This window comes from Anaerotignum sp., assembly GCF_051877975.1.
In the GTDB taxonomy this organism is placed as follows: domain Bacteria; phylum Bacillota; class Clostridia; order Lachnospirales; family Anaerotignaceae; genus Anaerotignum_A.
The window spans coordinates 55,946-81,226 of sequence record NZ_JBJEJK010000015.1; the positions used below are offsets into that span (position 1 = coordinate 55,946).

Here is a 25,281-nt window from a genome sequence, read left to right on the forward strand (position 1 = left end):
GTATAGCATAGAAAGAAACCTTTGGGGTGTTTTTTAGAAAAATTTAAGAATTTGAGGAAAGGTTTGCTTTTTTTAAAAGTTTATAGTATCCTTTGTAAGCGGAGGTGGAAGACTATGTTTGAACGCATTACAGAAGCGACCTTCGATGAGATCTTTCCATTGCTGGAAAACAATTTCCCTGAAAATGAACTGCGGGAAAAGGAACGGCAGAAAGCAATGCTGCAGGAACCCCTTTATGGGCTTTACGGCACACGAAGGGATGGCGGCTTTGCCGCGGTCTTTGCCGCATGGGAGATTGCAGATTTTCTATACATCGAGCATTTTGCGGTAAAGGAAGAATATCGCAATGGTGGCTATGGCGGAAAGCTTTTAGATGCTTTTCTGGCAGAAAAAAGCAGGCCGACGGTTCTGGAGGTGGAAGAACCGGAGGATGAACTGACCAGACGGCGGATCGGCTTCTATGAGCGGCATGGGTTTGTATACAATGGGTATCCCTATTTGCAGCCGCCCATGCGCCGGGGGCAGGATGTACTTCCACTGAAATTGATGACAAAGCCCGCTGCCATCGATGAAACGACCTACAAAAGATATAAAAAACTGATACACAGCAATGTGTATCGATATGAAGGTGATCTATGATGAGATATTGTTTTGGTATCGATATCGGCGGAACAACAGTAAAGATAGGATTGGTCACGGAAACCGGCAGGATTGCGGCCAATTGGGAAATTCCAACCAGAAAAGGCAGCGACCCCAAGGGGCTTTTGGAAGATGTGAAAGCATCGCTGGAAAGCTGCTTGCGGGAGAAAAAGATTCCGAAGGAGGATATTCTTGGCATTGGTATGGCGGCGCCCGGCCCGGTAACGGCGGATGGCGTGCTCCACGGTGCGGTGAATATTGGCTGGGGCGATGTAGACCTGGCGGCGGAAGCAGAAGGTATCATCGGCATTTCTCCTGTTCGTATCGGCAACGATGCCCGGGTGGCGGCCCTTGGCGAAGCCATCTATGGCGCAGGCGCAGGGGCGAAAAGCATGCTGATGGTGACATTGGGAACAGGCGTTGGCGGCGGTGTTGTGCTGGAGGGGAATATCCTGATGGGCGACAGCGGTGTTGCCGGGGAAATTGGACATATGACCATAGACCCTTATGAAACGGAAGCCTGCAACTGTGGGAAAAAAGGCTGCTTGGAACAATATGCTTCCGCTACGGGCATGGTGCGCATGACAGAAAAATTTCTGGCAGAAAAAACGGAGGACTCTGTCTTGCGCCGGCGGGAAGCGATTTCTGCCAAAGACCTTTGGGATGCGGCAAAAAACGGCGATGCCCTTGCCAATGAAATTACAGATTTTGTCTGTGACAGATTGGGGAATGCCTTGGCCAATGCCATTTATATTGCAGATACGGAGCGGATCGTCATTGGCGGCGGTGTTTGCGCGGCGGGGCAATTCCTGCTGGATAAGATCGAAAAAGCATATCAAGGGAAGGTCTTTGAACATAGCAGAAACAAAACGTTTGCCCTGGCAAAGCTGGGCAATGATGCCGGCATCCAAGGGGCGGCGGCGCTGATCCTGCAGGCAGAAAAGAATTTGTAGGAATAGTAAATAAAAATGTATTCACGTTTTTGTGAAAAAAGCCAAATTCAAAAAAACAATAAAAAATGTGCGCAAAAAAAAAGGAATGCGCAGACTTTTGGAGAATTTAAAGAATAACAGGAACTATCCACTTTGTGTTTCTGGTAACTTAAGAATAATCCAAAGGTATACCACCAGAAAATATCCAGATATAAAAGGGGGAGATTGCAATGGTTAAAATTCTTGCAGGCGAAAAAGGTGAAGGTAAAACAAAGAAAATGATCGATATGGCTAACGCAGCCGGTAAAGAAGCAAAAGGCAATGTTGTATTTGTAGACGATGACAACAGCCACATGTATGATCTGCACTATAGTGTGCGTTTTGTAGAAACACCCAAGTTCATTATGGAAGATCCACAGGTGTTCAGAGGTTTCGTGTGTGGTATCCTTTCTCAGAATAGTGATATTGAAACAATTTATATTGATGGATTGAACCATATTGTGGACAAAATCAGCGACGCAGATTTCGTTTCCTTTATTCAGGAACTGGATAAAACTTCCAAGGAAGCTGAAATGGATATGGTAATGATTATCAGCCGCAAAACTGATTTGCTTCCCGCAGAAGTACAGCAGTACCTGATTTAATGCATACATTCACATAAATCAGGATAAAATCGATATTTAAAATATTTTAAATATAGGGAAAGCAGACACAGATGAATGGTGTCTATGCAAGCAGAAAAAGCCCGAAGGGAATGATTCCTTCGGGTTTCTTTTTTTGCGGAGCAAATGAATCTGGCCGAAGGGGGAGGCCCTTGGGAGCGCAAGAGGAAAAAAATCACTTATATTTGATTTTTTCTGGAATATTTGCCTGGAAAGATGGATGTAGGACAAAAAAGCCGTTTTTTTTCTGAATTTATTGTATAATTTGAAGAACACGATAAGTTTTGCCTTTACTTTTGAGTTTAATTTGTGCTAAAATACCCTTGATAGGTCGTATTTTGTATGCAAAAGATAAAAAATGATAAAATTCTTGTGTATTTTAAACGAAAAAAGTAGAAAAATTTAGAAAGGTGAGGAACAACATGAATAAATTTCAGGAGATGTATCGTGCAAAACTGAAAACCCCCGAAGAGGTTGCAATGTATGTAAAATCCGGTGATATCTGTGCCTGCCCTACCTGCCTAGAAGAACCCGAGTTGATTTGTGAAGCAGTCGGCGAAAGAGCGAAGAGAGGCGAACTGACAGGGGTGGAACATCATGCGATTCTTTCTGTAAAGGGAAGCGCATTTATGAACCCGGAACTGAAGGGAAAATATGACTATGTATCCTGGTTTACCGGCGGCGCAGGCAGAAAAGGCATTCAGCAGGGGCTTTATACTTATGTTCCCAACAACTACAGCACAGCTCCCGGCTACTGGAGAGAATGCATGCCCAGACTGGATGTGTTCTACGCAGAAGTTTCCCCTATGGATAAACATGGCTATTTCACCTGCGGCATGTCTGCGGCGGAAGTGCCTGCAATGAAGAGCAGAGCAGCGATCATTCTGCTGGAAGTCAATGAAAAAATGCCCCGTGTGATGGGCAATAATCTGATTCATATTTCCGAAGTTACAGCTTTGTGCGAATCTTCCCATGAACTGCTGACGCTGCCGGAAACCGCTCTGACAGAGACAGATAAAAAAATCGGTCAGATGATCGCGGATGAAGTTCCCAACGGTGCAACATTGCAGTTGGGCATTGGCGGCGTTCCCAATGCTGTTGGCGTTCTGCTGCGGGATAAAAAAGATCTGGGGATCCATACAGAAATGTTTACAGACAGCATGGTAGATTTGATTGAATGCGGCGCAGTAACGAATATGAAAAAGCCCATCAATGTAGGTAAGACCATTGCCACTCTGGCATGGGGCACCAAAAAGATGTATGAATATATGGACGATAACCCTGCTTTTGAAATGCACCCTGTAGATTATACAAACAACCCTTATATCATCGGCCAGCACGATAATTTCATTTCCGTAAATGCTTGTGTAGAAATTGACCTCTTTGGTCAGGTTTGCGCGGAAAGCTTGGGTACAACCCATTACAGCGGCTCCGGCGGTCAGGTAGACTTTGTGCGCGGTGCAAACCTGTCCAAGGGCGGCAAGGGCTTTATCGCCATGTCTTCCACAGCGAAAAATGGTACCATTTCCAAGATCAAGCCTGTTCTGACACCCGGCTCCATTGTAACAACATCTAAAAATGAAGTGGATTTCCTGGTAACTGAAAATAATATCGTTCGCCTGAAAGGACAGAAAGCCAGCGACAGAGCGAAAATGATCATCTCTTTGGCTGCACCCGAATTCAGAGAAGAACTGACCTATGAAGCAAAGAAGATGAATCTTATCATCTAATGGATGTATGCCCCTCGTGAGAGGGGCTTTTTTGCTGCATCATATTGTTTTTGCGGCTATTTTATGTTATTTTTGATAAAATGAAATTGGCTTGCCGAAGGAAATCCCTTTGCATGCCGGGCGAAAGGATATGAGCACTGCCAAGAGAAAAGGCGGCATCCACAAGGTCTTAAAGAAGGAGGAATTTGCAGTGAGAGTCAGTTGGGATGAATATTTTATGCAGATTGCGGAAATTGTAAAGACTCGTTCCACTTGTTTGCGCAGACAGGTGGGGGCGGTCATTGTAAAGGATAACCGTATCATCACTACGGGGTATAATGGTGCGCCTTCTGGCTTGAAGCATTGTACGGAGATTGGCGGCTGTGAACGGCAGCGGCTGCATATTCCTTCTGGGCAGCGGCATGAGCTTTGCCGTGCTCTCCATGCGGAGCAGAATGCCATCATTCAGGCGGCGAAGATCGGCGTCAGCACAGAGGGAGCCACGATTTATATTACATTGCAGCCTTGCGTCATCTGTGCGAAGATGCTGATCAATGCGGGTATCACCCGTATTGTCCATAAGGGAGAATACCCGGATGAGCTTTCCAGAGCCATTTTGGAAGAGGCAGGCATTGAAATCGTTGTAATGGAATAAGAATGCCCCAGCCAGGGGGCAGTTTCCCAAGGTACGGAGAAAAAAACAAAATCCTCCTTTGCATTATGGGTGAAAAATGTGTTAAAATAAAGTAATGAGCAGCGTGTAGTTAGGAAACGTAAGTCCGGTTGTTCCTTCCTGTACGCTGTTTTTTATCACAGGCGAAGGTACTGTAAGGAATCGGAAAACATAACAGGAGGGGATTCGGATGTTCCAAAAAGGTGAATTGGTGATTTACGGAAATAATGGTATTTGCCGCATTGAAGAGATTGGTGTTCCGGTCGGCACTCCCATGGGCCGCAGCGGGAAGGAATATTATACGCTGGCCCCGGTTTTTGGTTCCGGTACGATTTATGCGCCGGTGGATACAAAGGTATTTATGCGTGCCATCCTGACAAAAGAACAGGCAGAGCATCTGATCGAACAGATTCCCGGGATTCAGGAAGAAGAATTTGAAGGGCAGGATGTCCGTGCCTTGAGTGAAAAATACAAAGGCTGCTTAGATACACATCAGTGTGAAGACCTGGTGAAATTAATTAAGACTGTCTATATGAAGGAAAAATCCATGGTGGAACATGGCAAAAAACTGGCAAAGACGGAACAGGAATATGGCAAGCTGGCAAAGGAACTGCTCCATAGAGAATTTTCCATCGCGCTGGAGGTTCCCTATGAAGAAGTGGAAGGATATATCACGAAGAAAGTAGAAGCATTGAAATAAAGAAAGCCTCAAGTCAAAAGACTTGGGGCTTCTGTTTTTTCTCTTTAGTCCATGTAAGAACCGTAATCGTATGTATTATATTGTTTTTTAAGCTTCACGATAAGAGAACCATCCGGCTGTGTCTCTTCAGAAAGGACTTTGTAGGCTGTTTTGTTCCGTTCCAATCCTTTTTTGTACAGCTCAAATTCATCTTTGGGTGTACGCAGAGCGGAAGAATCCTGTACAAAAAAGTGTAACGTCTGTTCCAGACAGGCATATTTGATACGTTTCATTGCAATCTCTCCTTATCATATATAGTGGTTGATGGTGTAAAAATCTTTTTTTACGACTATATATAGTTTATCACTGAAAAAAATAGAATTTCAAAATGAAAAAAGAAAAAGAAAAAATTTTCGGCAGTTTGCCGCAAGAAAAATAGAATCATTTTGTTCATTTTGTATGAGGAAAAAGCAAAAATATGTTCGTGTTCCCTTGCCCTTTCTTTGTTCCTTGGGTATAATAAAAAAATATGGTACAGTTGTTTTGGAATGGAGAATACATATGATTTCATATATCAAAGGCACGCTGGAGCGGCGTGCGGAAAGCTACATCATCATAGAAACCGGCGGCATAGGATATCAGATCTTCGTTTCCCCTGCCACGCTGGCCAAACTGCCCCGAACAGGGGAGGAAGCAAAGGTATTCACCTATTTCAGTGTGAAGGAGGATGGCGTGAGTTTGTATGGCTTTGCCACAGCGGAGGAACAGGAAATGTTCCACAGACTGCTGACGGTCAGCGGTGTTGGGCCCAAGGGGGCTTTGGGGTTCCTTTCCCAGCTGACGCCGCAGGAGATCATTATGGCCATTCTTTCAGAGGATGTAAAGACCCTTTCTAAGGCGCCGGGGGTGGGCAGGAAAACAGCTCAGCGGGTGATCTTAGAATTGAAAGACAGATTTAAGACGGAAGATGCCCTTTTCCTGGGGGAGGAACTGCAGGATATTGTGGAGACTTCTTTGGATGGCGATGCAAAATTTGAAGCCATTGAAGCCATGACTGCATTGGGCTACAGCCGCAGCGAAGCAGCCAAGGCAGTCAATGGGGCTGCGGCAGAAGGCATGTCCACAGAAGATATTTTGAAGGCAGCTTTGAAGAAAATGATATAAGCAAAAAAGAAAGGGCAACACCCTTGGTAGTTGCTTTTTTGCATAGAGGTTGAATAGAAGCAGGTGTTTCATTTGGAAAACAGACGAATTTTGACAACAGGACTCAGGGAAGAGGACCGGGAACTGGAGCCAAAACTGCGCCCTGCCACGTTGGAAACATATATCGGGCAGGAAAGTGTAAAAGAGAATATGCGCGTATTTATCGAGGCGGCGAAGCAGAGGAAAGAAGCCTTGGATCATGTGCTTTTGTATGGCCCGCCGGGGCTGGGAAAAACGACCCTGTCCAATATCATTGCCCATGAGATGGGCGTGAATATCAAGACCACATCGGGCCCTGCCATCGAGCGCCCCGGCGATATGGCGGCGGTGCTGAACAGCCTGAATGAGGGGGATATCCTCTTTATTGATGAAATTCACAGACTGAACCGGATGATCGAAGAGATATTGTATCCCGCTATGGAGGATTTTGTCATTGATATCATGATCGGCAAAGGGCCGGGGGCTCGCTCTGTGCGGCTGGATCTGCCAAAGTTTACGCTCATCGGTGCCACAACCAGAATCGGGCTTTTGACGGCACCCCTGCGGGATAGATTTGGCGTGGTGCAGCGATTGGAGCCGTATACTGTAGAGAATCTAAAAATTATCCTCAAGCGTTCTGCGAAGGTGCTGCAGGTAGAGATGGACGACAGCGGGGCGGAAGAAATCGCCCGTCGTTCCCGCGGAACCCCCAGATTGGCTAACCGTATGCTGAAACGTGTCCGTGATTTCGCCCAGGTGCGCTATGATGGCGTTATCACGGGGGAAGTGGCCAGGTTCGCGTTGGATTTGCTGGAAGTGGATAAGATGGGCTTAGATCAGACAGACAGAAAGATGCTGTTGACCATGATCGAAAAATTTGGCGGCAGACCCGTGGGGCTGGATACGTTGGCGGCATCTATCAATGAAGAATCTGATACCATTGAGGATGTATATGAACCCTATCTTTTGCAGCTGGGGTATATCCAGCGCACCCCCAGAGGGCGCATTGTGACAAAGCTGGGCTATGAGCATTTTGGAATGAAATATCCGGAAGCCTGAAAGGAGAATTTGCATGAAGCTGAAAATAGATGAAGTGATCGAAAATGTAAAAGAGGAACTCCTTTGCTATGAGGATGCGGAAAAAACCGCAGAAAGATGGGAAAAGGAATTCAGGGAATGGATAGAAAAGAATAAAGGGAAAAAGAAAGATATTGTCGTGGATAAGGGCGGCGTTTCCCTGAAAATCAAGGATGAAGAAGAAATTTTTGAAATTGCGGATTCCTATATGGATGCCATCCTGGAAGGCAGCGTGAAGCAGTATTGGGAAAAATTTTGAGGAGTGAGCATGATGAGAAGAAAAGACAGAGAGGTAACAGATTTCGGTAAGATCATGGAAATCATCGACCGCTGCGATTGCTGCCGTGTGGGCTTCTGCGATGAGGGGCAGGTGTATATTGTCCCCCTGAATTTTGGGTATACAGAAGAAAATGGGAAAATCACCCTTTATTTCCATGGGGCAAAAGAAGGCAGAAAAATGGAACTGATTCGGAAGGCGCCCAACGTTGGCTTTGAACTGGATACGGATCATAAGCTGAACGAAGCGGAAAGCGCCTGTGACTATTCCTATCGTTTCCAGAGCATCATTGGTAATGGAAAAATGAGCATGATTGAGGATATGGAAGACAAAAAACGCGCGCTGAATATTGTAATGAAGCATGCCACAGGAAAGGGCGACTGGGAATTTGACCCCAATATGCTGAAAGTAGTAGCTACATTTAAGCTGGAAGTGGAAACGCTTTCCTGTAAGGAACATTTGTGATATTTTGTGATATGAACTGAATCAAGAAAGAAACCGTCTGGTGCAGGGAGCATAGGAAAGGACGGTTTCTTTTTTTTAAGAAATACATACGATTTTCTTAAGAAACAGGCACTGATGTTGTATTACAAATATGGATTTGATATGATGCGGAAAGGAGGGGACTACCCTCTTGGCATTGTGGTATATTTTTATGGAAAGAAAGGGGAATGATTATGAAATGTGCGTCAGATTTCAGACGAACCGCCCGGGAAGCATTGAGAGGAAAATGGAAGACAGCGGTGCTGACGGGATTTGTGGCGCTGCTGTTAGGCGGAACCTCTTGGGGAGGAACACCCGAGATCAATTTTAACTTTGACGCGGGAGAGATTCGGGCGCAGCTGCAAATTTTGGGGCAGAATATTGATCTGATGAATATCATGCAGAGTGACAGCCCTGGCGCGCTTTGGGGAACAGCCCTGATGTATTTTTCTTTGCTGGCGATCATTGTTGCCATTGTGCAGTTTGTTTTGGGCTGCATTGTGACGGTGGGATATGCCCGCTTCAATTTGGATTTGGCGGATGGAGAAGAAGGAACGCTGCAGACCCTGTTCCGCTATTTTCCCCAGTGGAAAACCATGCTGGCGGCAGGCTTGCTGCAGACGCTGTATGTTGTTCTCTGGACATTATTGTTTATCATTCCGGGAATCATCGCATCTTATCGCTATGCTATGACCAGCTATATTTTGGCGGAAAACCCGGAAATGAGTGCCAGTGAGGCCATCGACCGTTCCAAAGAATTGATGGCGGGAAATAAATGGCGGCTATTCTGCCTGCAGCTCAGCTTCATCGGCTGGGGAATCCTTTGCGTGTTTACTTTGGGCATTGGGAACCTTTGGCTGACGCCTTATATGGAGGCTGCAAACGCGGCATTTTACCGGGATATCACCGCACCGCTGGAGGGGGAGGATATGTCCCTGCTGCCTGCCGCGGAAGAGGAAAAAACAACGGCAGAACCGGATACAGAAAAAAAGGAAAGCTGATTCCTAAAAAAAGTAAAACCCGTTCCCTGGGAGAAATTTCCATGGGGACGGGTTTTCGTTTATCCTTTTATAATCTTATAATCGTTTTTTCAGCCAGTTTCTGAAGTATTCCAATTCTTCTGTCGTGTGGAACCAATGCTCGCCGCCAGGCTGTTCCTCTAATATACAGCCGAAGCGTTCTGCGAAAGCGGTGACATACGCTTTTTCGCAAAGGGTATCTGTTTCGCCCCGCAGAATATGGGTAGGAGGATTCCATGCGTCGATGGGATGGGCTTTTACATATTGGTAATCATCCCAATAGAGGGTTTCTATGGGATTTTCCACAGTGCCCAAGGCTTCCAATTCCTTTTCTGTGATGCCGCAGAAGCCCATGATATTGCGGATGATGGGTTCCATATCTGTAACCGGGGAAAGAAACCAAGCTTTTTCCAAGGGTTCCGCCGCAAAGGCCAGCAGGCTGAAATAAGCACCCATACTGCATCCAAATAAAGAAATCTGCTTTGCCAGACCCTTGGCATATTGCAGGACACTTTTCAATTCCTCGACACATTTCTGCACCATACAGGGAGCTTCTTCATAGACCCTTTCCCCATGGCGGGGCAGGTCGAAGGAAAGGACCTGACAGCCCTGCTTGGTGGCTTCCTCTGCCAAAATCCAGATACAGTCATCGATTTTGGAGGAATGGCTGCCATGGACAGCGAGGATAAGGGTTTCACTTTTTTCGCCATAAAGAAGGGCGGGGATATGGTCGATTTTTATTTTTTGTATCTTCATAAGGTTCTCCTGTTCTCACGGAGCAAACCTCCGTGCTGCTGTTCTGTTTTTATTTTCCATATCATCAGACCTCCTTTCGCAGATTTTTGTTTTGCTTTATACTTCAGGCATTTCCGGCTGCATCAAAGTTTCCCAGAAATCCTTTTTGCTGATTTTTTTCAGATTGCGCCATTTGGGCTTTTCTTCATAATCATGGCGGCAGATAGAGCGGAATTTGCAGTAGCTGCAAGGGGTCCGCTGTCCATCCCGGAAGGGGGCAGGGGCGATGATACCATCTTTCATGGCCTTACCGATTTCCTTGGTACGTTCCGTTACGAAATTTAAAATAGTTTCATACTGTTCCTCGGTTGCCAGATTGGAGGAGGCGGAAAGGTCGCCTTTTTTGGTATAGCCCACGGGAATGATGGCGGAGGTTTCCCCGCTGGAAAGGCTGTGATCCAGCCCTTGGATGAGAGCATCCTCCTGCAAAAGCAGCCCGGACATCTGCATTTTTTCATAGAGAGCTTTTTCGATATCCTCAGCGGAAAGCTCTTTTTCCAGGGAAAGGGTAGGGTCGGTGATGCGGAAATAAAAGACCCCGCCGGGTTTCAATGCGGCGCCCGTCTTTTGATAATATTTCAGATAGGCATCCAGATAGATGAGAAGCTGTAACTGCAGGCCATAATAGATATCCTGAAAGCTGAAAGTTTTATTTCCGGATTTATAATCGATGATTTTCACATATCGGGTGCCTCCTGCATCCAGCAAATCCACACGGTCGATTTTTCCGTTTAAAATGAGGCTGCCGCCATCCTGCAGTTGGATAACGATAGGGGGCAGGGCTTCGTGCAGACCAAAGCCCACCTCATAGCCTGCGGGGGCGAAATCGCCCTGCTGTAAATGCTGCACCAATGTCCATGCGGCTCTGGCGGAGATACGCTTCAGGCGGCGGATGAGATATCGATTTGCCGCTGAATCCATCAGTACCTGGTCGCTGAGACGGGGAGCAGCTTCCTCCACGGCTTGATGGACGAGGGATTCTGTTTTTTCCTTCGTCAGGTCTGTCCAAGAGATACTGTCCTCCTCCAGCCGATTGGAGAACAGCTCCAATACTTCATGGAACAAGGTTCCCAGATCGGGGGTATGAAGCTGATACAAGCGGCGTTCCTCTGCCTTAAGCCCATATTCCGCAAAGAAGGAGAAGGGACAGCCGGCAAAACGTTCCAGCCGGGAAACGCTGGAAAGGATATTTTTGCCGTAGAGAGCCTTTGTGGTCTTGGAGGAAAGACGCTCCGGCTTACCGCTCTTGCCGATGCCTTTTTTCAGCAGGGTGAGGCGATGCTGCCATGCTGTAGTTTCATCGAAGAAGCTGTAAATATCCTGCCAAAGGGGCGAAATAGGGGTTTCCGCCGTATGCTTTCGCATTTCTCCGCCCAACAGATGAAAGGCGGCTTCCGGGGAGGTTTCTTCCAGCGTAAAGGCAGGCATGGGTTCGATTTTCAGGCGTTCATCCATCCGCTGCAGCTGTTCGATGAGGGAGGAGGGGGCTGATTCTCGGCCTTCGCCGTCGCAGGCGGCATAGGTCAGCCACAGACCCTTGGAGGGCTTTGTCAACCCTCGATAGATGAGGAATTGCTCTTCAAAAATTTTTTGCTTGCCTCCATTGGCAAGCTCTATGCCCTGGGCAGTCAAAAGGTCTCGTTCTGTTTCTGTGAAAATGCCCTGAGCCGTTGCAGGGGAGGGCAGGACACCCTCATTGACGCCCAGAACGAAAAGATACTTGATTTCCGGCAGGCGGCTGCGCTCGATATCGCCGATGAGCAGGCAATCCGCCGTAGGGGGAATGACCCCCATGGTGCATTTTTCCAGCCCTGCCTTCAGGATTTTTGCCATTTCCGCAAGGGGCAGCTCTTCCTTGCCCAAAATGGCGTGGGCTTTTTCAAATACATCCATCACCAGCTGCCAGATCTGACGGTATTCCTCGGCTTTGTTCAGGTTGCCGTTTTCTGCCGCCTCCTGAGCCCAGCTATCCAGTGTTTCCGCCGCCTGCAGGGTATCCAGATGGGCAAGGAGGGCATTGAGAAAATCCCGGAAGGGGAAGGCTTTTTTCTGGGGGAGGGCAAGCAGGGGCCCAAAGGGCGCCATGACCCTTTCCCGCAGGGCATTGATGGCATCCACGGCTTCTGCCCCTTCCTTGAGGATGCCGTAGTCCCAAGTATCCAGCTTCCATTTATAACCTTTGATGCCGTAGGCAAGGACATAATTTTCCAGAATGTCGGTTTCTTCCGTGGTCAGGGGGGTTAATCCTGATTTCAGATAAGAAAACATGGCTTCATAGCGGAAATCATAAACGAGGATATCCAGCAATGATGTCAGCAGGGTCACCAGAGGGTGAGAAGCCGTTTCCCGGCGGGCATCAATGAAGCAAGGGATATGGTATTCCTCTAAAATGCCCCGCAGATTTTTTTCATAGGTTTCCATGGCGTTGGTCACGATGGCAATTTCCCGAAAACGGACAGTTTCCTCGCGAACCAAGCGCAGAATCTTCCCTGCGGCAAAGCGGATTTCTTCCTGCAGGGAAGGACAGGCGGTGATATGGACACTTTCCGCCAGAGAAGTTTTTTTGAAAAAGCTATGAAAATAGTCCCGTTCCAGATTGCGGAGAGCATCGGTTTCGGCACGGTGATTTTTTCCCAAAATGGTAGGTTGAACGGGTGCCAGACCCAATTCTTCCGCCAAAGCGTTCAGCTTTTTCTTTGTCATATAAGGCTCGTAGAAGGGGGCGGAAGGGGGAAGGAATGCCCCGTAGAAGCTGTTTTTATCCATGGGCAGGGTGATATTCACCTGAGGGGAAAGGAGCAGCAGACGGCGGATGACGCTGTACTCCTGGGGGGTGAAGCCATAGAAGCCATCCAGCCAAAATTCCGTATTTCCAAAGCCCAGGCTGTCATCCAGCCGTTCTGCCAGAAGCCCCAGGGTTTCATCGGCGGAGATATACTCCTGTTTCAGAAATTCCAGATAAGAACGATAGATATGCGTCAGGTCGTTCAGTTTTTCCTTTGCCCCGTGGGGCAGATCTTCAGCCTGAGAAAGGGCTTCTGCCTGCTCCGGGGAAATGCGGTACTGGAAAAATTCAGAAACAGTCAGCCCTAGCTGCTCCACAAAGCCGGGCTGTTCCATAACGCTCTGAAAATAGGAGATATGCTCTTTTTCCTCCAATAAAATTTTCCGCAGTGCCATAGATTTGCCAATATCCCCCAGAGGGACCCGGCTGCCAATGCCTTTTTTGGAAAAGACCCGGTGGGCCAGGCGGCCGAAGCTGAGGACTTCCGCTGTCAGGATGGCATTTTGCCCTGTTTTTTCGATGAGATCCCGCTCCGCCTGGGAGGTAAACTGCTCGGGAACGATGAGCACCTGCCTTTTTTCTCCTGTATTCGATTGTTTGATGATTTCTTCCATGCAAAGGGTGGTCTTTCCTGTGCCAGCTCTGCCGATGATGAAACGCAGTCCCATCTCTTTCCCTTCTTTCTCGTTTTTTCTTCTATGATACAAAAGCAGGCTGTTTTTTGCAAGGCGGAGAAGGAAATATCCATATCCCCTGCCGATGGTATAAAGGACAACGATGCGGAATATGGTAAGGGTAAGAGAACTTTGAGGAGGGGATTTCGTGGGCGGCACGAAATTTGTAGTGGTAAAGGCAAAGGAACTGGTGAAAACGGCGGTATTTGCCGTGCTGGGGGTCATCATCATCGTGGGGCTCATCACCTTTTTCCTGAATATGGGCAAAGATGAGGATACGGGGCTCTATCGGGATGGTACATATTACGGAGAAATGCAGGTAGGGCAGGAAACGGCGGAAATTGCCGTGACAGTGGAGGATGGCGAAATTGCCGATATTTCCATGGAAACCCCCGGGGAAGCAGTGGCGGCTTTTTATCCGCTGCTGGAAACGGCGGCGGATGAAGTGGGGCGTGAAGTGGTGGCGACCCAATCCCTTACCGTTGCGGTGGATGCGGAAAATGCCCATTCTGCCCAGCTTGTTTTGAATGCCATTGCGGAAGGGCTGGAACAGGCGAAGAAATGAGAAAGATCCCCGTTGCCCTGCGGGGATTTTTTTGCGTGAAAAAGTATATCTGATCTTTTTTGGACATAAGGTAAAAAGAAGGAGGGATACCAATGACAGAGCAGGAAAGACGCCGGCGCAGACGGGAAATGGAACGGCGGATGCGGGCGCGGCAGACGATGCGGGGGAAAGAAAAACAAAGGGGCGGTCTGTTTGCCTTTCGATTATATGTGACGGCAGTTTTGGCAGGGGGATTCCTGTTGATTTCCTTTTTTCAGACGGAGACCTCGGAAATGGTCTGCGCCAAGGTGAGACAGGTCATTGCCTATCAGATTTCGGCGGAAGAATTGGACGTCTGGAAGAATCGGGCAGAGACATTTTTCAAAGGAGCAGGGGAAAGTCTGCCTGTTTTTGAGGAAAAAGAAACGCAGGAAACGGAAAAAAGGGTCTATCAGCCGGATGCGGAAGCATCTCCCTAGTGTGCTGACGTGGAAGGGGCTTCGCTGGGAAAAGAAAACGGAGGATTGGATCGACCCGGTGCAGGGCATCATCACCTCTGCCTGCGGCATACGGGAGAACCCGATCCTGCATAAGGAAGAACTTCACGATGGGCTGGATATCGCCGTGGAAGAGGGGACGGACGTATTGGCCGCGAGAAGCGGAACCGTGACCGAAGTGCGGACTTCTGCTACATACGGAAAGGTTTTGAAATATGAAACGGAGGATGGCTATGAAATCATGTATGCCCATCTTTCCAAGGTGCTGGTGAAAAAAGGGGAAAAAGTAAAGCAGGGACAGGTGGTGGCAAAATCCGGGAATACAGGCCTTTCCACAGGCCCCCATCTGCATTATGGCATTTATAAAGACGGCATATTGCTCGACCCTATGGATTTTGTGCAAAAAGGCGGAGAAAAAGAGGCATAAAAGGCATTGCAGGAACTGATTTCCCGTAAAATCCTTTTTGCCTCTTTTTTTTCGGCAAAAGAAAAGGATGCAAAACTTGTCTTTTTCGGTTATGATAGAAACAGAAAAGCGAGGGATGCACTTTGAAACGAGTTTTGATGGATATTTCCGCCGACCTGACCCGCATTGCCCTGGCAGAGGACGGCGCATTGAAGGAATTATATTATGAAAGCAAACGAGAGGAAAGTCTCGTTGGGAATATTTACGCAGGCCGCGTGGTCAATGTAATGCCAAATTTACAGGCGGCCTTTGTGGATATCGGCGTGGGCAAAAATGGCTATTATTATTACGGCAATGCCCGGGCTGTTTCCGATGAAGGGAAAAACCGCCCCAAGGTGGGGGATACACTGATCTTGCAGGTGGAAAAGGATGCTGTCGGCAGCAAGGGGGCTGTGCTGACGGAAAAATTTTCTTTTCCCGGCAAATTTCTCGTGCTGCTGCCCAAGGAGGCGGAGGAGATCGGTATTTCCCGGAAGATCACCGATTCTGCCGAACGGAGCCGCATCCGTGAAATCGTGACAAAGCTGCTGCCGGAAGGCTGCGGGGCTATCATCCGCACCAACGGCGCAGGCAAAAGCCGGGAAGATTTTGAGAAGGAACTGCAAACGCTGACGGCAAAATGGGAGAAACTGCAGTATGGCATGTACTTGAAGCCGCCGGCGCTGCTGCTGCGGGAAAACTATCCTGTGCAGCGGGCGGTCAGGGATTTTTACAGCGCAGATGTGGATGAATATGTGGTAAATGACGAAACAGCTTATCATGAATTATTGCAAACGGGGGATTTCAATGGGGAAACCCAGCCGGTATTGAAGCTCCATGCAGAAACATTGCCCCTATTTGAAGCCTATTACCTGGAAAGCCAGAGCGAAAAGGCCCTGGAGGAGCATGTGTGGCTGAAAAGCGGCGGCTTTCTTGTGATCGAGGAAACAGAAGCCTGTGTTGTCATCGATGTAAATACAGGCAAAGCGGCAGGCAAGGGGGATTTGCAGAAAACCATTCTGAAAACCAACCTGGAAGCGGCGGAGGAAGCGGCAAAACAGATGCGCCTCAGAAACCTTTCCGGCATCATCATCATTGATTTTATCGATATGGCAGACCCGGAAGCCCAAAAGGAAGTGACCCGCAGGCTGGAAGCAGCGGTGAAGAAAGACCGCATCAAAACCGTGGTGGTAGGTATGACGGAGCTGGGGCTGATGCAGGTGACAAGAAAGAAAACCAGACCTTCCCTGAAGCGGCAGATGACCACCAAATGCCGTGCCTGCCATGGGACGGGGCGGCTGCCCTCCATCGAATGGACGGTGACGAAGATGCGCAGAGAAGCAGAGAGCATTTTTGCCAATACCATTTATCATAAGCTGACTGTGAAGGCAGACCCCAGGCTGCTGGCGGTCTTTGCGGGGCAGGATGGCGCATGGGCTCGAACTTTGGAAGAAAAAAGCGGCGGCACGATCCTTTTGGAAGGAGCAGAGCTGGGCTTTGGGCAGTATGAAATGGAAAAAGAAAAATAGAAAATATATTGCTGTCCTATGTCAGACAAATTTTGCTGCGGAAATATGGAAACCGTCCGAAATGCTGAATTTTCGGGCGTTTTCTTTGTTCTTTCTGCCTAAGATACACTTTACTGGGCTGAATTGTTCCTTGACAGGCATGTGAAAAAGTAATAAAATAAAAAAGGTGTATTTTCGCCATTACTTACAGGTTATATGAAACAATAAAATTGTACTTTGAAAACTGAATAAAGGGAGGTGTTTTTCATTAATCCGATAAGTATTATCTGTGCTGTCGTAGGTTTGCTTGTGGGTGTCGTAATCGGCATCGCTTACCGTAAAAAAATCGCAGAGGGCAAGGTTGGCGTGGCAGAAGAAAGAGCCGGCAAAATCGTGGAGGATGCGGTAAAGGAAGCGGAAGCAAAGAAGAAGGAAATCCTTCTGGAAGCAAAAGAAGAGAGCATTAAGACAAAAAATGAACTGGAAAGAGAAGTTCGTGACAGAAGAAATGAACTTCAGAAAAATGAAAGACGTCTGTTCCAGAAAGAAGAAACTTTAGACAGAAAGGTCGAAGCGCTGGAAAAGAAAGAAGAGCACATGACCAAGAAACTGGAGGAACTGGACAGACAAAAAGAAGAAGCAAAGGCACTGAGAGAAAAACAGCTGCAGGAACTGGAGCGGATCTCTGGGCTGACTACCGAAGAAGCGAAGAATCATATCCTCGCTATGGTAGAAAACGATGTGAAACACGAAGCAACACTGCTCATCAAGGAAACAGAGAGCAAGGCAAAGATGGAAGCGGACAAACGCTCCAGAGAAATCGTTGCCAATGCCATCCAGCGCTGTGCGGTAGACCATGTGGCAGAAACCACTGTCTCCGTGGTGCAGCTGCCCAATGATGAAATGAAAGGCCGTATCATTGGCCGTGAAGGCAGAAATATCCGTGCTTTGGAAACACTGACAGGCATCGATCTGATCATCGATGACACACCCGAAGCAGTCATCCTTTCCGGGTTCGACCCCATCAGAAGAGAGATCGCAAGACTGGCTTTGGAAAAATTGATCGTAGATGGCCGTGTACACCCTTCCCGTATCGAGGAAATGGTGGAAAAGGCGAGAAAAGAAGTGGAAACAACGATCAGAGAAGAGGGCGAAGCAGCAACCTTCGACACTGGTGTCAACGGGCTGCATCCCGAATTGATCAAGCTGTTGGGTAAATTGAAATACCGTACAAGCTATGGTCAGAATGTATTGAAACACTCCATGGAGGTTGCCCATCTGGCAGGGCTGATGGCCGCAGAACTGGGTGAGGATGTAGTGCTGGCAAAACGTGCCGGTCTGCTCCATGATATCGGTAAGAGTGTTGACCATGAAATGGAAGGCTCCCATGTCAGCATTGGCGTAAGCCTGCTGAAGCGCTATAAGGAAAACCATATCGTTATCAATGCGGTAGAGGCCCATCATGGCGATGTGGAACCGCAGAGCATCATCGCGGTGCTGGTACAGGCGGCAGATGCAATTTCCGCTGCAAGACCCGGCGCAAGACGCGAAACATTGGAATCTTACATTAAGAGATTGCAGAAGCTGGAAGAAATCGCTGACAGCTTTAAGGGCGTTGAAAAATCTTTCGCAATTCAGGCTGGCCGTGAACTGCGAATTATGATAGTACCCGAAGATGTGACCGATGAAGGTATGACCCTTCTGGCGAGAGAGATCGCTAAGAAGATTGAAGAAGAACTGGAATACCCCGGTCAGATCAAGGTAAATCTGGTAAGAGAAACCAGAGCCGTGGAATACGCAAAATAATTTTAACACCTGAAACCAAAAGAGCCGTCTAGGAATAGACGGCTCTTTCCATAAGGAGGAATATCATGAAGATTGATACATTTTCTTTCAGATTCGGCGATACGAACGGTTTCATGGAATGGTATCGCTATAATAAAGAACAGGGCCTGTGGATTGACAGATTCGACGGCACCATGCAGGCAAAACGCTGCCAGATGACAGAGGAAGAATTGGAGGAACTGGAAAAAGTCATTCGGGAAAACAAGATAAACGAATGGAATGATTTTTGTAAGCTGGATATGTGCATGTGCAGCGGCAACAGCTGGACGCTTCATGTGACCTACAAAGAAAGCAATGAGGAATATATCCATGCCATGGGCCATAGCGAAGGGCCTGCGGGCTTTGCAGAAGGCAAGCGGGCATTGGAAACATTTTTTGAAAAATTCCTGAAGGAGTGAAAAATATGCTGTATGATTTGACACTGGAATTGACACCCCAGCTGGCACAGGATGACCAGGGGAATGAGAAAAAAGCATTGGTAGGACATCTGGGAACGCATTTTGATGTGATGGACAAGGAATTCCCACTGGAATATTTTTGCCGCCCTGCGGTTGTGTTTGATGTGCGGGGGAAAGAAGAAATCGGTATTGAGGATATCCAACTGGAATTGGCGAAAAAAGGGATGTTTGTGGCGTTTTGCACAGGCTTTCTGAAAGAGGCGGGCTATGGCACGGAACAGTATTTCAAGGAACATCCCCAGCTCAGCCAGGCGTTGATACGGGCGTTGGTGGAAAAGGAAATCTCTGTCATCGGTATCGATTGCGCGGGCGTGCGTCGGGGCAAGGAACACACCCCTGCAGACCAGTTTTGCGCAGACCATAATGTTTTTGTGGTGGAAAATCTTTGGGGGCTGGAACATTTGCTGGATGGGGAACAGCAGGCTGCTTTTACGGCATATACTGCCCCTATGCGCTATCGGGGCGTGACGGGGATTCCCTGCCGTGTGGTTGGGGAAAAATGCGGCAGAAGCCTTTAAATTTAAAAGGAATTTTTCCTTAAGAAAAAACGATAACTGAACGGCAAGTTGGTATAAAGGAATAGAGGGAGCCTTGAGAAATTTGGTTCAAGGCTCTTTTTTGTGCATAGATGGTATTTCAAGTGAAAATATGATATAATAAAAATTCAGCAAAAACAGGAAGGAGGCGGCTCCATGCTAGTGACAGCCATCGAGCCCCAGAAACGGGACGAGACCAGATACAACATTTTCATCGACGGCGAATATGCCTTTGCGCTGCCCATGCAGGACATCCTCTATTTCAAGCTGAAAGAAGATCGGGAGGTTGCGGAGGAAACCGTTGATTTTATCCGCAAAAACCTCATTTATATCAAGGCTCAGGATACGGCTTTGCATTTCATTGGCTACAAGATGCGGACGGTGCAGGAGATTCGTCAAAAACTGGCGGAAAAGGAGTTTGCCGAGGAGACCATCGAAGAGGTCATTGCCTTTCTGGAAAAATACGGCTATGCCGACGACAGGGAATATTGCCGCAAATATATCCGGGAAAAGTTGCGGATGAAGCCCAAGAGCGGCTATGCTCTGAAAATAGAACTGAGACAACGGGGCATTTCCCCTCGTATCATCGATGAAGTGATGGGGGAGACGGAAATGGACGAGGCGGGGGACGCTTTCCGCTGGTTGGAAAAGAAAAGCCGCGGACAATGGCCCCCAGAAAATGAGAAAAAGAAAAAACAGTTATACGATTTTTTGCTGCGGAAGGGCTATTCCTATGATATCATCGGGGAGGCGTTCCGGCAGATGAACGAAGCATACGGAGGTGAGGACTGATGGCATTTTATATCGGTGAGATCAGAAGGGTGCGAAATGAATTTTTTGAAGCATACAAGGATGGGGATTACAAAAAGGCGATCGTCCTTGGGAAAAACCTTTTGAATATTTATGTGGAAAATGATGACTGCGATTGTATGGAATATGCCGTAGATATGAGCAATCTGGCACTGGTTTTCGACCAGCTTCATATGTATGACCGGGCGGCGGAATATTATAAAAAGGCGGCAGAGCTGAAAAAAGAGTACGGCGGGGAAAGCCGTTCCTATGGGGATACGCTGAATAACCTTGCCATCGTTTTCAACCACCTTGGCAAGCAGGAAGAAGCCCTCAAACTGCATAATCGGGTATTGGAGATCCGCGATGTGAAGCTGGGCAGGGAACATGCCGATTATATCCACAGCCTGTACCATCTGGGCAATACATACGAACTGCTGCAGGATTTTGATAAGGCCATCGAATGTCACACCAAGGCTTTGCAGCGGGCAAGGCAGTGTAAGGAATTTACTATGTTGGATCTGGCGGATCTGCATGGTGCCATGGCCCGGGCCTATGAGGGAAAGGGCAATTTCAAAAAAGCTATCTATTATTATGAGGTTTGTCTGGATTTGATCGAAAAGGCCCGGGGCAGCGATAATTTCTATTACATGATGTATGTGCTGACGCTGGCTTCTGTCTGCGAAAAGGCAGGCCTGCTGGATCTGGCAGTGGAATATTGCGAAAAGGCGGTGGATATCCGCAGAAAGCTGATGAGCGAGGATCATCTGGATTTTATGAACAGCCTGAATTCTTTGGCGGCCATCTGCTGCAAGGACGGAAAGTATGATAAAGCCCTGGAGCTGCATCGGGAAGTGCTGGATATCGTGGAACGGATGCTGGGAAAGGAGCATATTTTCTATGCCGATGCCCTGAATAACCTGAGCGTGGATTACGCAGGGAAAAAGGAATTTAAAAAAGCCCTTGCTCTGAATATCAAGGCATTGAACCAGAAAAAAGCCCTGTTGGGGGAAAAAGATCCCCAGGTGGCGGCCTGCCTGATGAGTATGGGTACCCTTTACGATAATATGGGCAAAGCAGACGAGGCTTTCCGCTGCTTTGAGGAAGCCCTTGCCATCCGCAGAACCGTAGACAAGGGGAAAAATACTGCCTGCGCCGATACCCTGACAGCTATGGGAAAACTTTATGAAAAGCAGAAGGAATATGAGAAAGCAGCAGAAACCGTAAAAGAAGCAATAGAAATCAGAAAAGCCTGCGGCGATAAAAGCAGCGGCATGTATGTTTGGTGTCTGCATCTTCTGGCAGAAATTTACCGGCGGCAGGGTGAGTTCACAAAGGCTGTTGACCTGTGCAAGGATGGCGTGGATATCATGGAAACCCGCTTTGGCACTAACCATCCCCGCTACGGGGCGGCTTTGGAAAAGCTGGGGCTGGTCTATGAAACAGCGGGAGATTTGGAGCAGGCGGAAAAAGCCCTGACCCGTACGGCGGAAATCCGCAAGGAGATGCTGGATGAAGATAATCCCCTCTATCTGAATACATTGGAGGCCTTGGCTCGTGTTTCTGTGAAGCAGAAAAAATATGAAAAGGCCATTGAGCTGTATCGGGAAAAGAATGATGTGAATTTCGAGGAAACTCCTCAGGAACAGCTGGCGGCGGCAAATAATCTGTTGGCCATTGCAAACTGTCATAAGCTGGCGGGGAACGAGGATAAGGCAGAAGCTTATTTTGCGGAGGCGGAAGCAAAGCAGAAACGATGCGGACTGCCCATGGATGAAACCTATGAAAAGCGCAGACACCTCTTCCTGCAGCAGAAAATGGAAGAAATCATTCAGATGCCGCCCAAGCCCGAAGGCAAAGGGAAAGACCCCCAGAAGGCGCTGGAATATTATAGTGCATTAGCCCTTTCCATCCGCAGCAAGGAAGGAGAAAAACAGAATTTTGCCAAGGCGCTGCTGAAAACGGCGGCTCTCCATGCGAAACTGGGCCATCAGAAGGATACGGAGACTCTTTTGGATCGTGTCCTTTCCATTGGCGCCAGGGAAGGGGTGTTTACGGTATCCTTTGGCAGGCTTTGCGACCGTGTGGGCCGTATCTACGCCGAAGCCGGCAGCAAGGATAAGGCGGAGGCTACCCTGCGCCAGTCTTATCAGATTCAGGCTACGGCGGGAAAATGTATGACCAAGGAAGGACATTCGCTCTTGCTTCGCCTGCTGCAGGAAAAGGGCGATGAAAAGGCTTATTCTGCGGTAAAAAATGGGGAAAAATTAGAATAAATTTGTTGACAGGAAGCCTCCCTTGTGCTAATATATTGGAGTATGTTCAGCCGCATGAAGAGGTTCGAGAAAATCGGAGAAAGGCTCCGGTTACCATATTCAGCGAGTAAAATTGCGAGGAGGTGTCAACATGTACGCAATTATTGAAACTGGCGGTAAGCAGTATAAAGTATCCGAAGGTGATATCATCACAGTTGAAAAACTGGCTGTAGAAGCAGGCTCCGAATACACATTCGACAAAGTTCTGGTTCTGGCAAAAGACGGCGATATCAAAGTAGGTGCTCCTTACGTGGAAGGCGCAGCGGTTACAGCATCCGTAATCGGTGACGGCAAAGAAAAAAAGGTTGTAGTTTATAAATACAAACCTAAAAAAGGCTTCCACAAAAAAAGAGGCCACAGACAGCCTTTCACAAAACTGCAGATTAAATCCCTGTAATCTATCATGATTAAAGCTAGGATTTATCGCAAAAATCAGAAAATCTGCGGATTTGAGATTTCCGGCCATGCGGGCTATGCCGCGGCAGGCGAGGATATCGTTTGTTCCGCGGTGACGGTGCTTTGTTTTAACACAGTCAACGCAGTGGAGAAATTCACTGACATCCCCTTCCAATGCGAAGCGGATGAAAAACGCGGCGGTTATCTCAAAGTCTTGTTTCCCCTGGAGGGAATGGCAGACCACGATACACAGCTTCTTTTGGAAACTTTGGTCATGGGTCTGTCGGATATAGCATCAGAATACAACAAATATCTCACTTTGATACATGAGGAGGTGTGAAGCATGTTCAGATTGAACCTTCAGTTCTTCGCGCACCATAAAGGCGGCGGCTCCACAAAGAACGGCCGTGACTCCAATGCTAAGAGACTTGGTGCAAAACGTGCAGACGGTCAGTACGTTCTGGCTGGCAATATCTTATACACACAGAGAGGCACAAAGATCCATCCCGGCGTAAACGTTGGTAAGGGCGGCAACGATACACTGTTCGCTCTGGTTGATGGCCGTGTGAAATATGAAAGAAAAGGCAGAGACAAAAAACAGGTTTCTGTTTACCCTGTCGAAATTGCTGAATAAGATTGCATGAAATCGTGAAGGCTTCAAATGATATCATTTGAAGCCTTTTTTCTACGGGGGAGTTTTGCCAGATCCTCTTTGCTGAAAACAGAGTATTTCCTACCATCTGCGGCGTTAAAAAGCCTCGACGTACCTTGCGGGTACGCCTGCGTTTTTTCCTTGCATCTGGCAGAAACTACTGTGTTTTCAGTGCGATGCAGTCTTTCTGCGAAAGACCGAAAGATTGCCTGTCGCAACTCCCCAGAGAACAGAGCTTTAGTAACCAAATATAAATTACTCCCTCCTCTACCGCAAAATGCAATTTTGCGGCAGTATAAGGGTCAAGGGGAATTATTTCCCTTGTGGGGTTTGGGGCAAAGCCCCAAGGAAAGGAGCGAAATAAAATGTTTGTAGATAGAGTCAAGATCCATGTAAAAGGCGGCAACGGCGGTGATGGCAAGGTTTCCTTTTTCCGCGCCAAATATATCACCCACGGCGGCCCCGACGGCGGTGACGGCGGCAAGGGCGGCAATGTTGTTTTCGTGGGCGACAATGGCATGAATACCCTGATGGATTTTCGTTATAAAAGAAAATTCGCCGCAACCAACGGCGAACCCGGCGGCAAGCGCAACTGCTTCGGCGCAGACGGGGAGGATGTGATCATCAAAGTCCCCGTTGGTACGGTCATCCGTGAAGCGGAAAGCGGCAAGGTTATGGCGGATATCACCCGCCACGGGGAAGAAAAAATCCTGATCTATGGCGGAAAAGGCGGCAAGGGCAATCAGCATTTCGCAACCCCCACCAGACAGGCTCCCAGATACGCGGAACCCGGCAGAATCGCCAAGGAATATGACGTGATTCTGGAATTGAAGCTGATTGCAGACGTTGGCCTCATCGGTTTCCCTAATGTTGGAAAATCGACTTTGCTGTCTATGGTTACAAACGCAAACCCCAAGATTGCAAATTATCACTTTACCACACTTTCCCCCAATCTGGGTGTGGTAGAAGGCAGATTTGGTGATAAATTCGTTCTGGCGGATATCCCCGGTCTGGTGGAAGGCGCCAGCGAAGGCGTTGGTCTGGGTCATGAATTCCTGCGCCATGTGGAACGGACTAAAGTATTCATCCATGTGGTAGACGCTGCCGGTGTGGAAGGGGATGACCCTGTGGAAAACGTGGAGAAAATCAACAAAGAATTGGCAGAATATAAAGCGGATCTGCTGAAACGTCCGCAGGTCATTGCGGCAAATAAAACAGATATCCCCGGTTCCGAGGAAAATGTGGCAAGGCTGAAAGAGGTTTACGAAGCGAAGGGCTACAAAGTCTTTCCCATTTCCGCAGCCACAAACAAAGGGCTGGATGAACTGCTGACAGAGGTAGGCAAGATCCTGAGAGAATATCCCGAAGATATCGTATTCGAGGAAGAATATGAAGAATACGATGAAGTGAAAGTAGATCAGGAACCTTTCACCATCGAAGAGGTGGAAGAGGGCTATTTCGTGGTTACCGGCGTTGGTGTGGAAAAGATGATCGGCTATACCAATATCGATACAGAAAAAGGCTTTGCCTTCTTCCAGAAATATCTGAAAGAAAAGGGTATCATCGAAGCGTTGGAGGCAAAGGGTATCCAGGAAGGAGATACTGTTCATATCTACGATCTGGATTTCGAATTCTGGAAATAATGGGAAAAGAAGGTTCTCTTTGGACAAGGAATAAAAATATAGTTTTTCAAATAAGAGCGGCGTGACA

At 47.8% G+C, this 25,281-nt stretch carries 27 protein-coding genes; 24 read left to right on the forward strand and 3 right to left on the reverse strand.

The annotated features are described in order from the left end of the window. Window positions 1–114: 114 nt before the first annotated feature. The 6 genes from ACI39P_RS02525 (at window position 115) to ACI39P_RS02550 (ending at window position 5,315) form a co-directional block, all read left to right on the forward strand. On the forward strand, window positions 115–639 hold the full coding sequence (locus ACI39P_RS02525) for a GNAT family N-acetyltransferase (protein WP_439719136.1): 525 nt from the start codon (window positions 115–117) through the stop codon (window positions 637–639). Further along, window positions 636–1,592 (forward strand): ROK family glucokinase, encoded by a 957-nt coding sequence (locus ACI39P_RS02530; RefSeq protein WP_439719137.1) that lies wholly within the window; start codon window positions 636–638, stop codon window positions 1,590–1,592. The genes ACI39P_RS02525 and ACI39P_RS02530 overlap by 4 nt, the downstream gene beginning before the upstream one ends. Before the next feature lie 209 nt (window positions 1,593–1,801). Then, window positions 1,802–2,215: a hypothetical protein gene (locus tag ACI39P_RS02535; protein WP_439719138.1), complete on the forward strand. Its 414-nt coding sequence runs from the start codon at window positions 1,802–1,804 to the stop codon at window positions 2,213–2,215. Between the two features lie 440 nt (window positions 2,216–2,655). After that, a complete protein-coding gene (locus tag ACI39P_RS02540) occupies window positions 2,656–3,963 on the forward strand; it encodes an acetyl-CoA hydrolase/transferase C-terminal domain-containing protein (RefSeq protein ID WP_439719139.1) in 1,308 nt (435 codons plus the stop codon). Window positions 3,964–4,153: 190 nt separating this feature from the next. Then, entirely contained in the window at window positions 4,154–4,597 is a 444-nt protein-coding gene (locus ACI39P_RS02545; RefSeq protein ID WP_439719140.1) for a deaminase, read from the forward strand. Window positions 4,598–4,805: 208 nt separating this feature from the next. Then, entirely contained in the window at window positions 4,806–5,315 is a 510-nt protein-coding gene (locus ACI39P_RS02550; protein ID WP_439719141.1) for a CarD family transcriptional regulator, read from the forward strand. A gap of 44 nt (window positions 5,316–5,359) precedes the next feature. On the opposite strand, the gene ACI39P_RS02555 is transcribed toward ACI39P_RS02550, so the two are convergent. Then, window positions 5,360–5,587 (reverse strand): hypothetical protein, encoded by a 228-nt coding sequence (locus ACI39P_RS02555; RefSeq protein WP_439719142.1) that lies wholly within the window; start codon window positions 5,585–5,587, stop codon window positions 5,360–5,362. Window positions 5,588–5,855: 268 nt separating this feature from the next. Between ACI39P_RS02555 and ruvA the strand changes: the two genes are divergently transcribed. From ruvA to ACI39P_RS02580, 5 genes are all read left to right on the forward strand, one after another. After that, complete coding sequence (gene ruvA, locus ACI39P_RS02560; RefSeq protein ID WP_439719143.1) at window positions 5,856–6,458, forward strand: Holliday junction branch migration protein RuvA; 603 nt, start codon at window positions 5,856–5,858, stop codon at window positions 6,456–6,458. Window positions 6,459–6,530: 72 nt separating this feature from the next. Beyond that, window positions 6,531–7,535 carry a Holliday junction branch migration DNA helicase RuvB gene (ruvB, locus tag ACI39P_RS02565; protein WP_439719144.1) on the forward strand — a complete coding sequence of 335 codons (1,005 nt, stop codon included), beginning with the start codon at window positions 6,531–6,533 and terminating at the stop codon, window positions 7,533–7,535. A 13-nt stretch (window positions 7,536–7,548) separates the two neighbouring features. Continuing rightward, window positions 7,549–7,812 (forward strand): hypothetical protein, encoded by a 264-nt coding sequence (locus tag ACI39P_RS02570; protein ID WP_439719145.1) that lies wholly within the window; start codon window positions 7,549–7,551, stop codon window positions 7,810–7,812. 12 nt (window positions 7,813–7,824) lie between these two features. After that, window positions 7,825–8,295, forward strand: coding sequence for a pyridoxamine 5'-phosphate oxidase family protein (locus ACI39P_RS02575; RefSeq protein ID WP_439719146.1), 471 nt, complete (start codon window positions 7,825–7,827; stop codon window positions 8,293–8,295). Window positions 8,296–8,507: 212 nt separating this feature from the next. Next, window positions 8,508–9,314: a DUF975 family protein gene (locus ACI39P_RS02580; protein ID WP_439719147.1), complete on the forward strand. Its 807-nt coding sequence runs from the start codon at window positions 8,508–8,510 to the stop codon at window positions 9,312–9,314. Window positions 9,315–9,389: 75 nt separating this feature from the next. Here the strand turns inward: ACI39P_RS02580 and ACI39P_RS02585 are convergent, their stop codons facing one another. Further along, complete coding sequence (locus tag ACI39P_RS02585; RefSeq protein ID WP_439719148.1) at window positions 9,390–10,088, reverse strand: alpha/beta hydrolase; 699 nt, start codon at window positions 10,086–10,088, stop codon at window positions 9,390–9,392. Window positions 10,089–10,184: 96 nt separating this feature from the next. Continuing rightward, complete coding sequence (gene addB / locus ACI39P_RS02590; RefSeq protein WP_439719149.1) at window positions 10,185–13,580, reverse strand: helicase-exonuclease AddAB subunit AddB; 3,396 nt, start codon at window positions 13,578–13,580, stop codon at window positions 10,185–10,187. A 154-nt stretch (window positions 13,581–13,734) separates the two neighbouring features. On the opposite strand from addB, the gene ACI39P_RS02595 reads away from it, so the two are divergent. The 13 genes from ACI39P_RS02595 (at window position 13,735) to obgE (ending at window position 25,214) form a co-directional block, all read left to right on the forward strand. Next, window positions 13,735–14,151 carry an FMN-binding protein gene (locus ACI39P_RS02595; RefSeq protein WP_439719150.1) on the forward strand — a complete coding sequence of 139 codons (417 nt, stop codon included), beginning with the start codon at window positions 13,735–13,737 and terminating at the stop codon, window positions 14,149–14,151. 92 nt (window positions 14,152–14,243) lie between these two features. Beyond that, a complete protein-coding gene (locus ACI39P_RS02600) occupies window positions 14,244–14,609 on the forward strand; it encodes a hypothetical protein (RefSeq protein WP_439719151.1) in 366 nt (121 codons plus the stop codon). Between the two features lies 1 nt (window position 14,610). After that, window positions 14,611–15,054 carry a peptidoglycan DD-metalloendopeptidase family protein gene (locus tag ACI39P_RS02605; RefSeq protein ID WP_439719152.1) on the forward strand — a complete coding sequence of 148 codons (444 nt, stop codon included), beginning with the start codon at window positions 14,611–14,613 and terminating at the stop codon, window positions 15,052–15,054. A 122-nt stretch (window positions 15,055–15,176) separates the two neighbouring features. Continuing rightward, a complete protein-coding gene (locus tag ACI39P_RS02610; protein WP_439719153.1) occupies window positions 15,177–16,601 on the forward strand; it encodes an Rne/Rng family ribonuclease in 1,425 nt (474 codons plus the stop codon). Between the two features lie 246 nt (window positions 16,602–16,847). Continuing rightward, complete coding sequence (rny, locus tag ACI39P_RS02615) at window positions 16,848–18,386, forward strand: ribonuclease Y (protein ID WP_439719168.1); 1,539 nt, start codon at window positions 16,848–16,850, stop codon at window positions 18,384–18,386. Between the two features lie 65 nt (window positions 18,387–18,451). Beyond that, window positions 18,452–18,823 carry a hypothetical protein gene (locus ACI39P_RS02620; RefSeq protein ID WP_439719154.1) on the forward strand — a complete coding sequence of 124 codons (372 nt, stop codon included), beginning with the start codon at window positions 18,452–18,454 and terminating at the stop codon, window positions 18,821–18,823. A 5-nt stretch (window positions 18,824–18,828) separates the two neighbouring features. Next, window positions 18,829–19,401 (forward strand): cyclase family protein, encoded by a 573-nt coding sequence (locus tag ACI39P_RS02625; RefSeq protein ID WP_439719155.1) that lies wholly within the window; start codon window positions 18,829–18,831, stop codon window positions 19,399–19,401. A gap of 174 nt (window positions 19,402–19,575) precedes the next feature. Then, window positions 19,576–20,211 (forward strand): RecX family transcriptional regulator, encoded by a 636-nt coding sequence (locus ACI39P_RS02630; RefSeq protein WP_439719156.1) that lies wholly within the window; start codon window positions 19,576–19,578, stop codon window positions 20,209–20,211. After that, complete coding sequence (locus ACI39P_RS02635; RefSeq protein WP_439719157.1) at window positions 20,211–22,484, forward strand: tetratricopeptide repeat protein; 2,274 nt, start codon at window positions 20,211–20,213, stop codon at window positions 22,482–22,484. Before ACI39P_RS02630 ends, ACI39P_RS02635 begins: the two co-directional genes overlap by 1 nt. A 130-nt stretch (window positions 22,485–22,614) precedes the next feature. After that, on the forward strand, window positions 22,615–22,920 hold the full coding sequence (rplU, locus tag ACI39P_RS02640) for a 50S ribosomal protein L21 (protein ID WP_439719158.1): 306 nt from the start codon (window positions 22,615–22,617) through the stop codon (window positions 22,918–22,920). A 6-nt stretch (window positions 22,921–22,926) separates the two neighbouring features. Beyond that, window positions 22,927–23,259, forward strand: a complete 333-nt coding sequence (locus tag ACI39P_RS02645; protein ID WP_439719159.1) for a ribosomal-processing cysteine protease Prp — start codon at window positions 22,927–22,929, stop codon at window positions 23,257–23,259. Window positions 23,260–23,262: 3 nt separating this feature from the next. Beyond that, window positions 23,263–23,553, forward strand: coding sequence for a 50S ribosomal protein L27 (gene rpmA / locus ACI39P_RS02650; protein WP_016407383.1), 291 nt, complete (start codon window positions 23,263–23,265; stop codon window positions 23,551–23,553). Between the two features lie 383 nt (window positions 23,554–23,936). Continuing rightward, window positions 23,937–25,214, forward strand: a complete 1,278-nt coding sequence (gene obgE, locus ACI39P_RS02655; RefSeq protein ID WP_439719160.1) for a GTPase ObgE — start codon at window positions 23,937–23,939, stop codon at window positions 25,212–25,214. Window positions 25,215–25,281 lie beyond the last annotated feature (67 nt).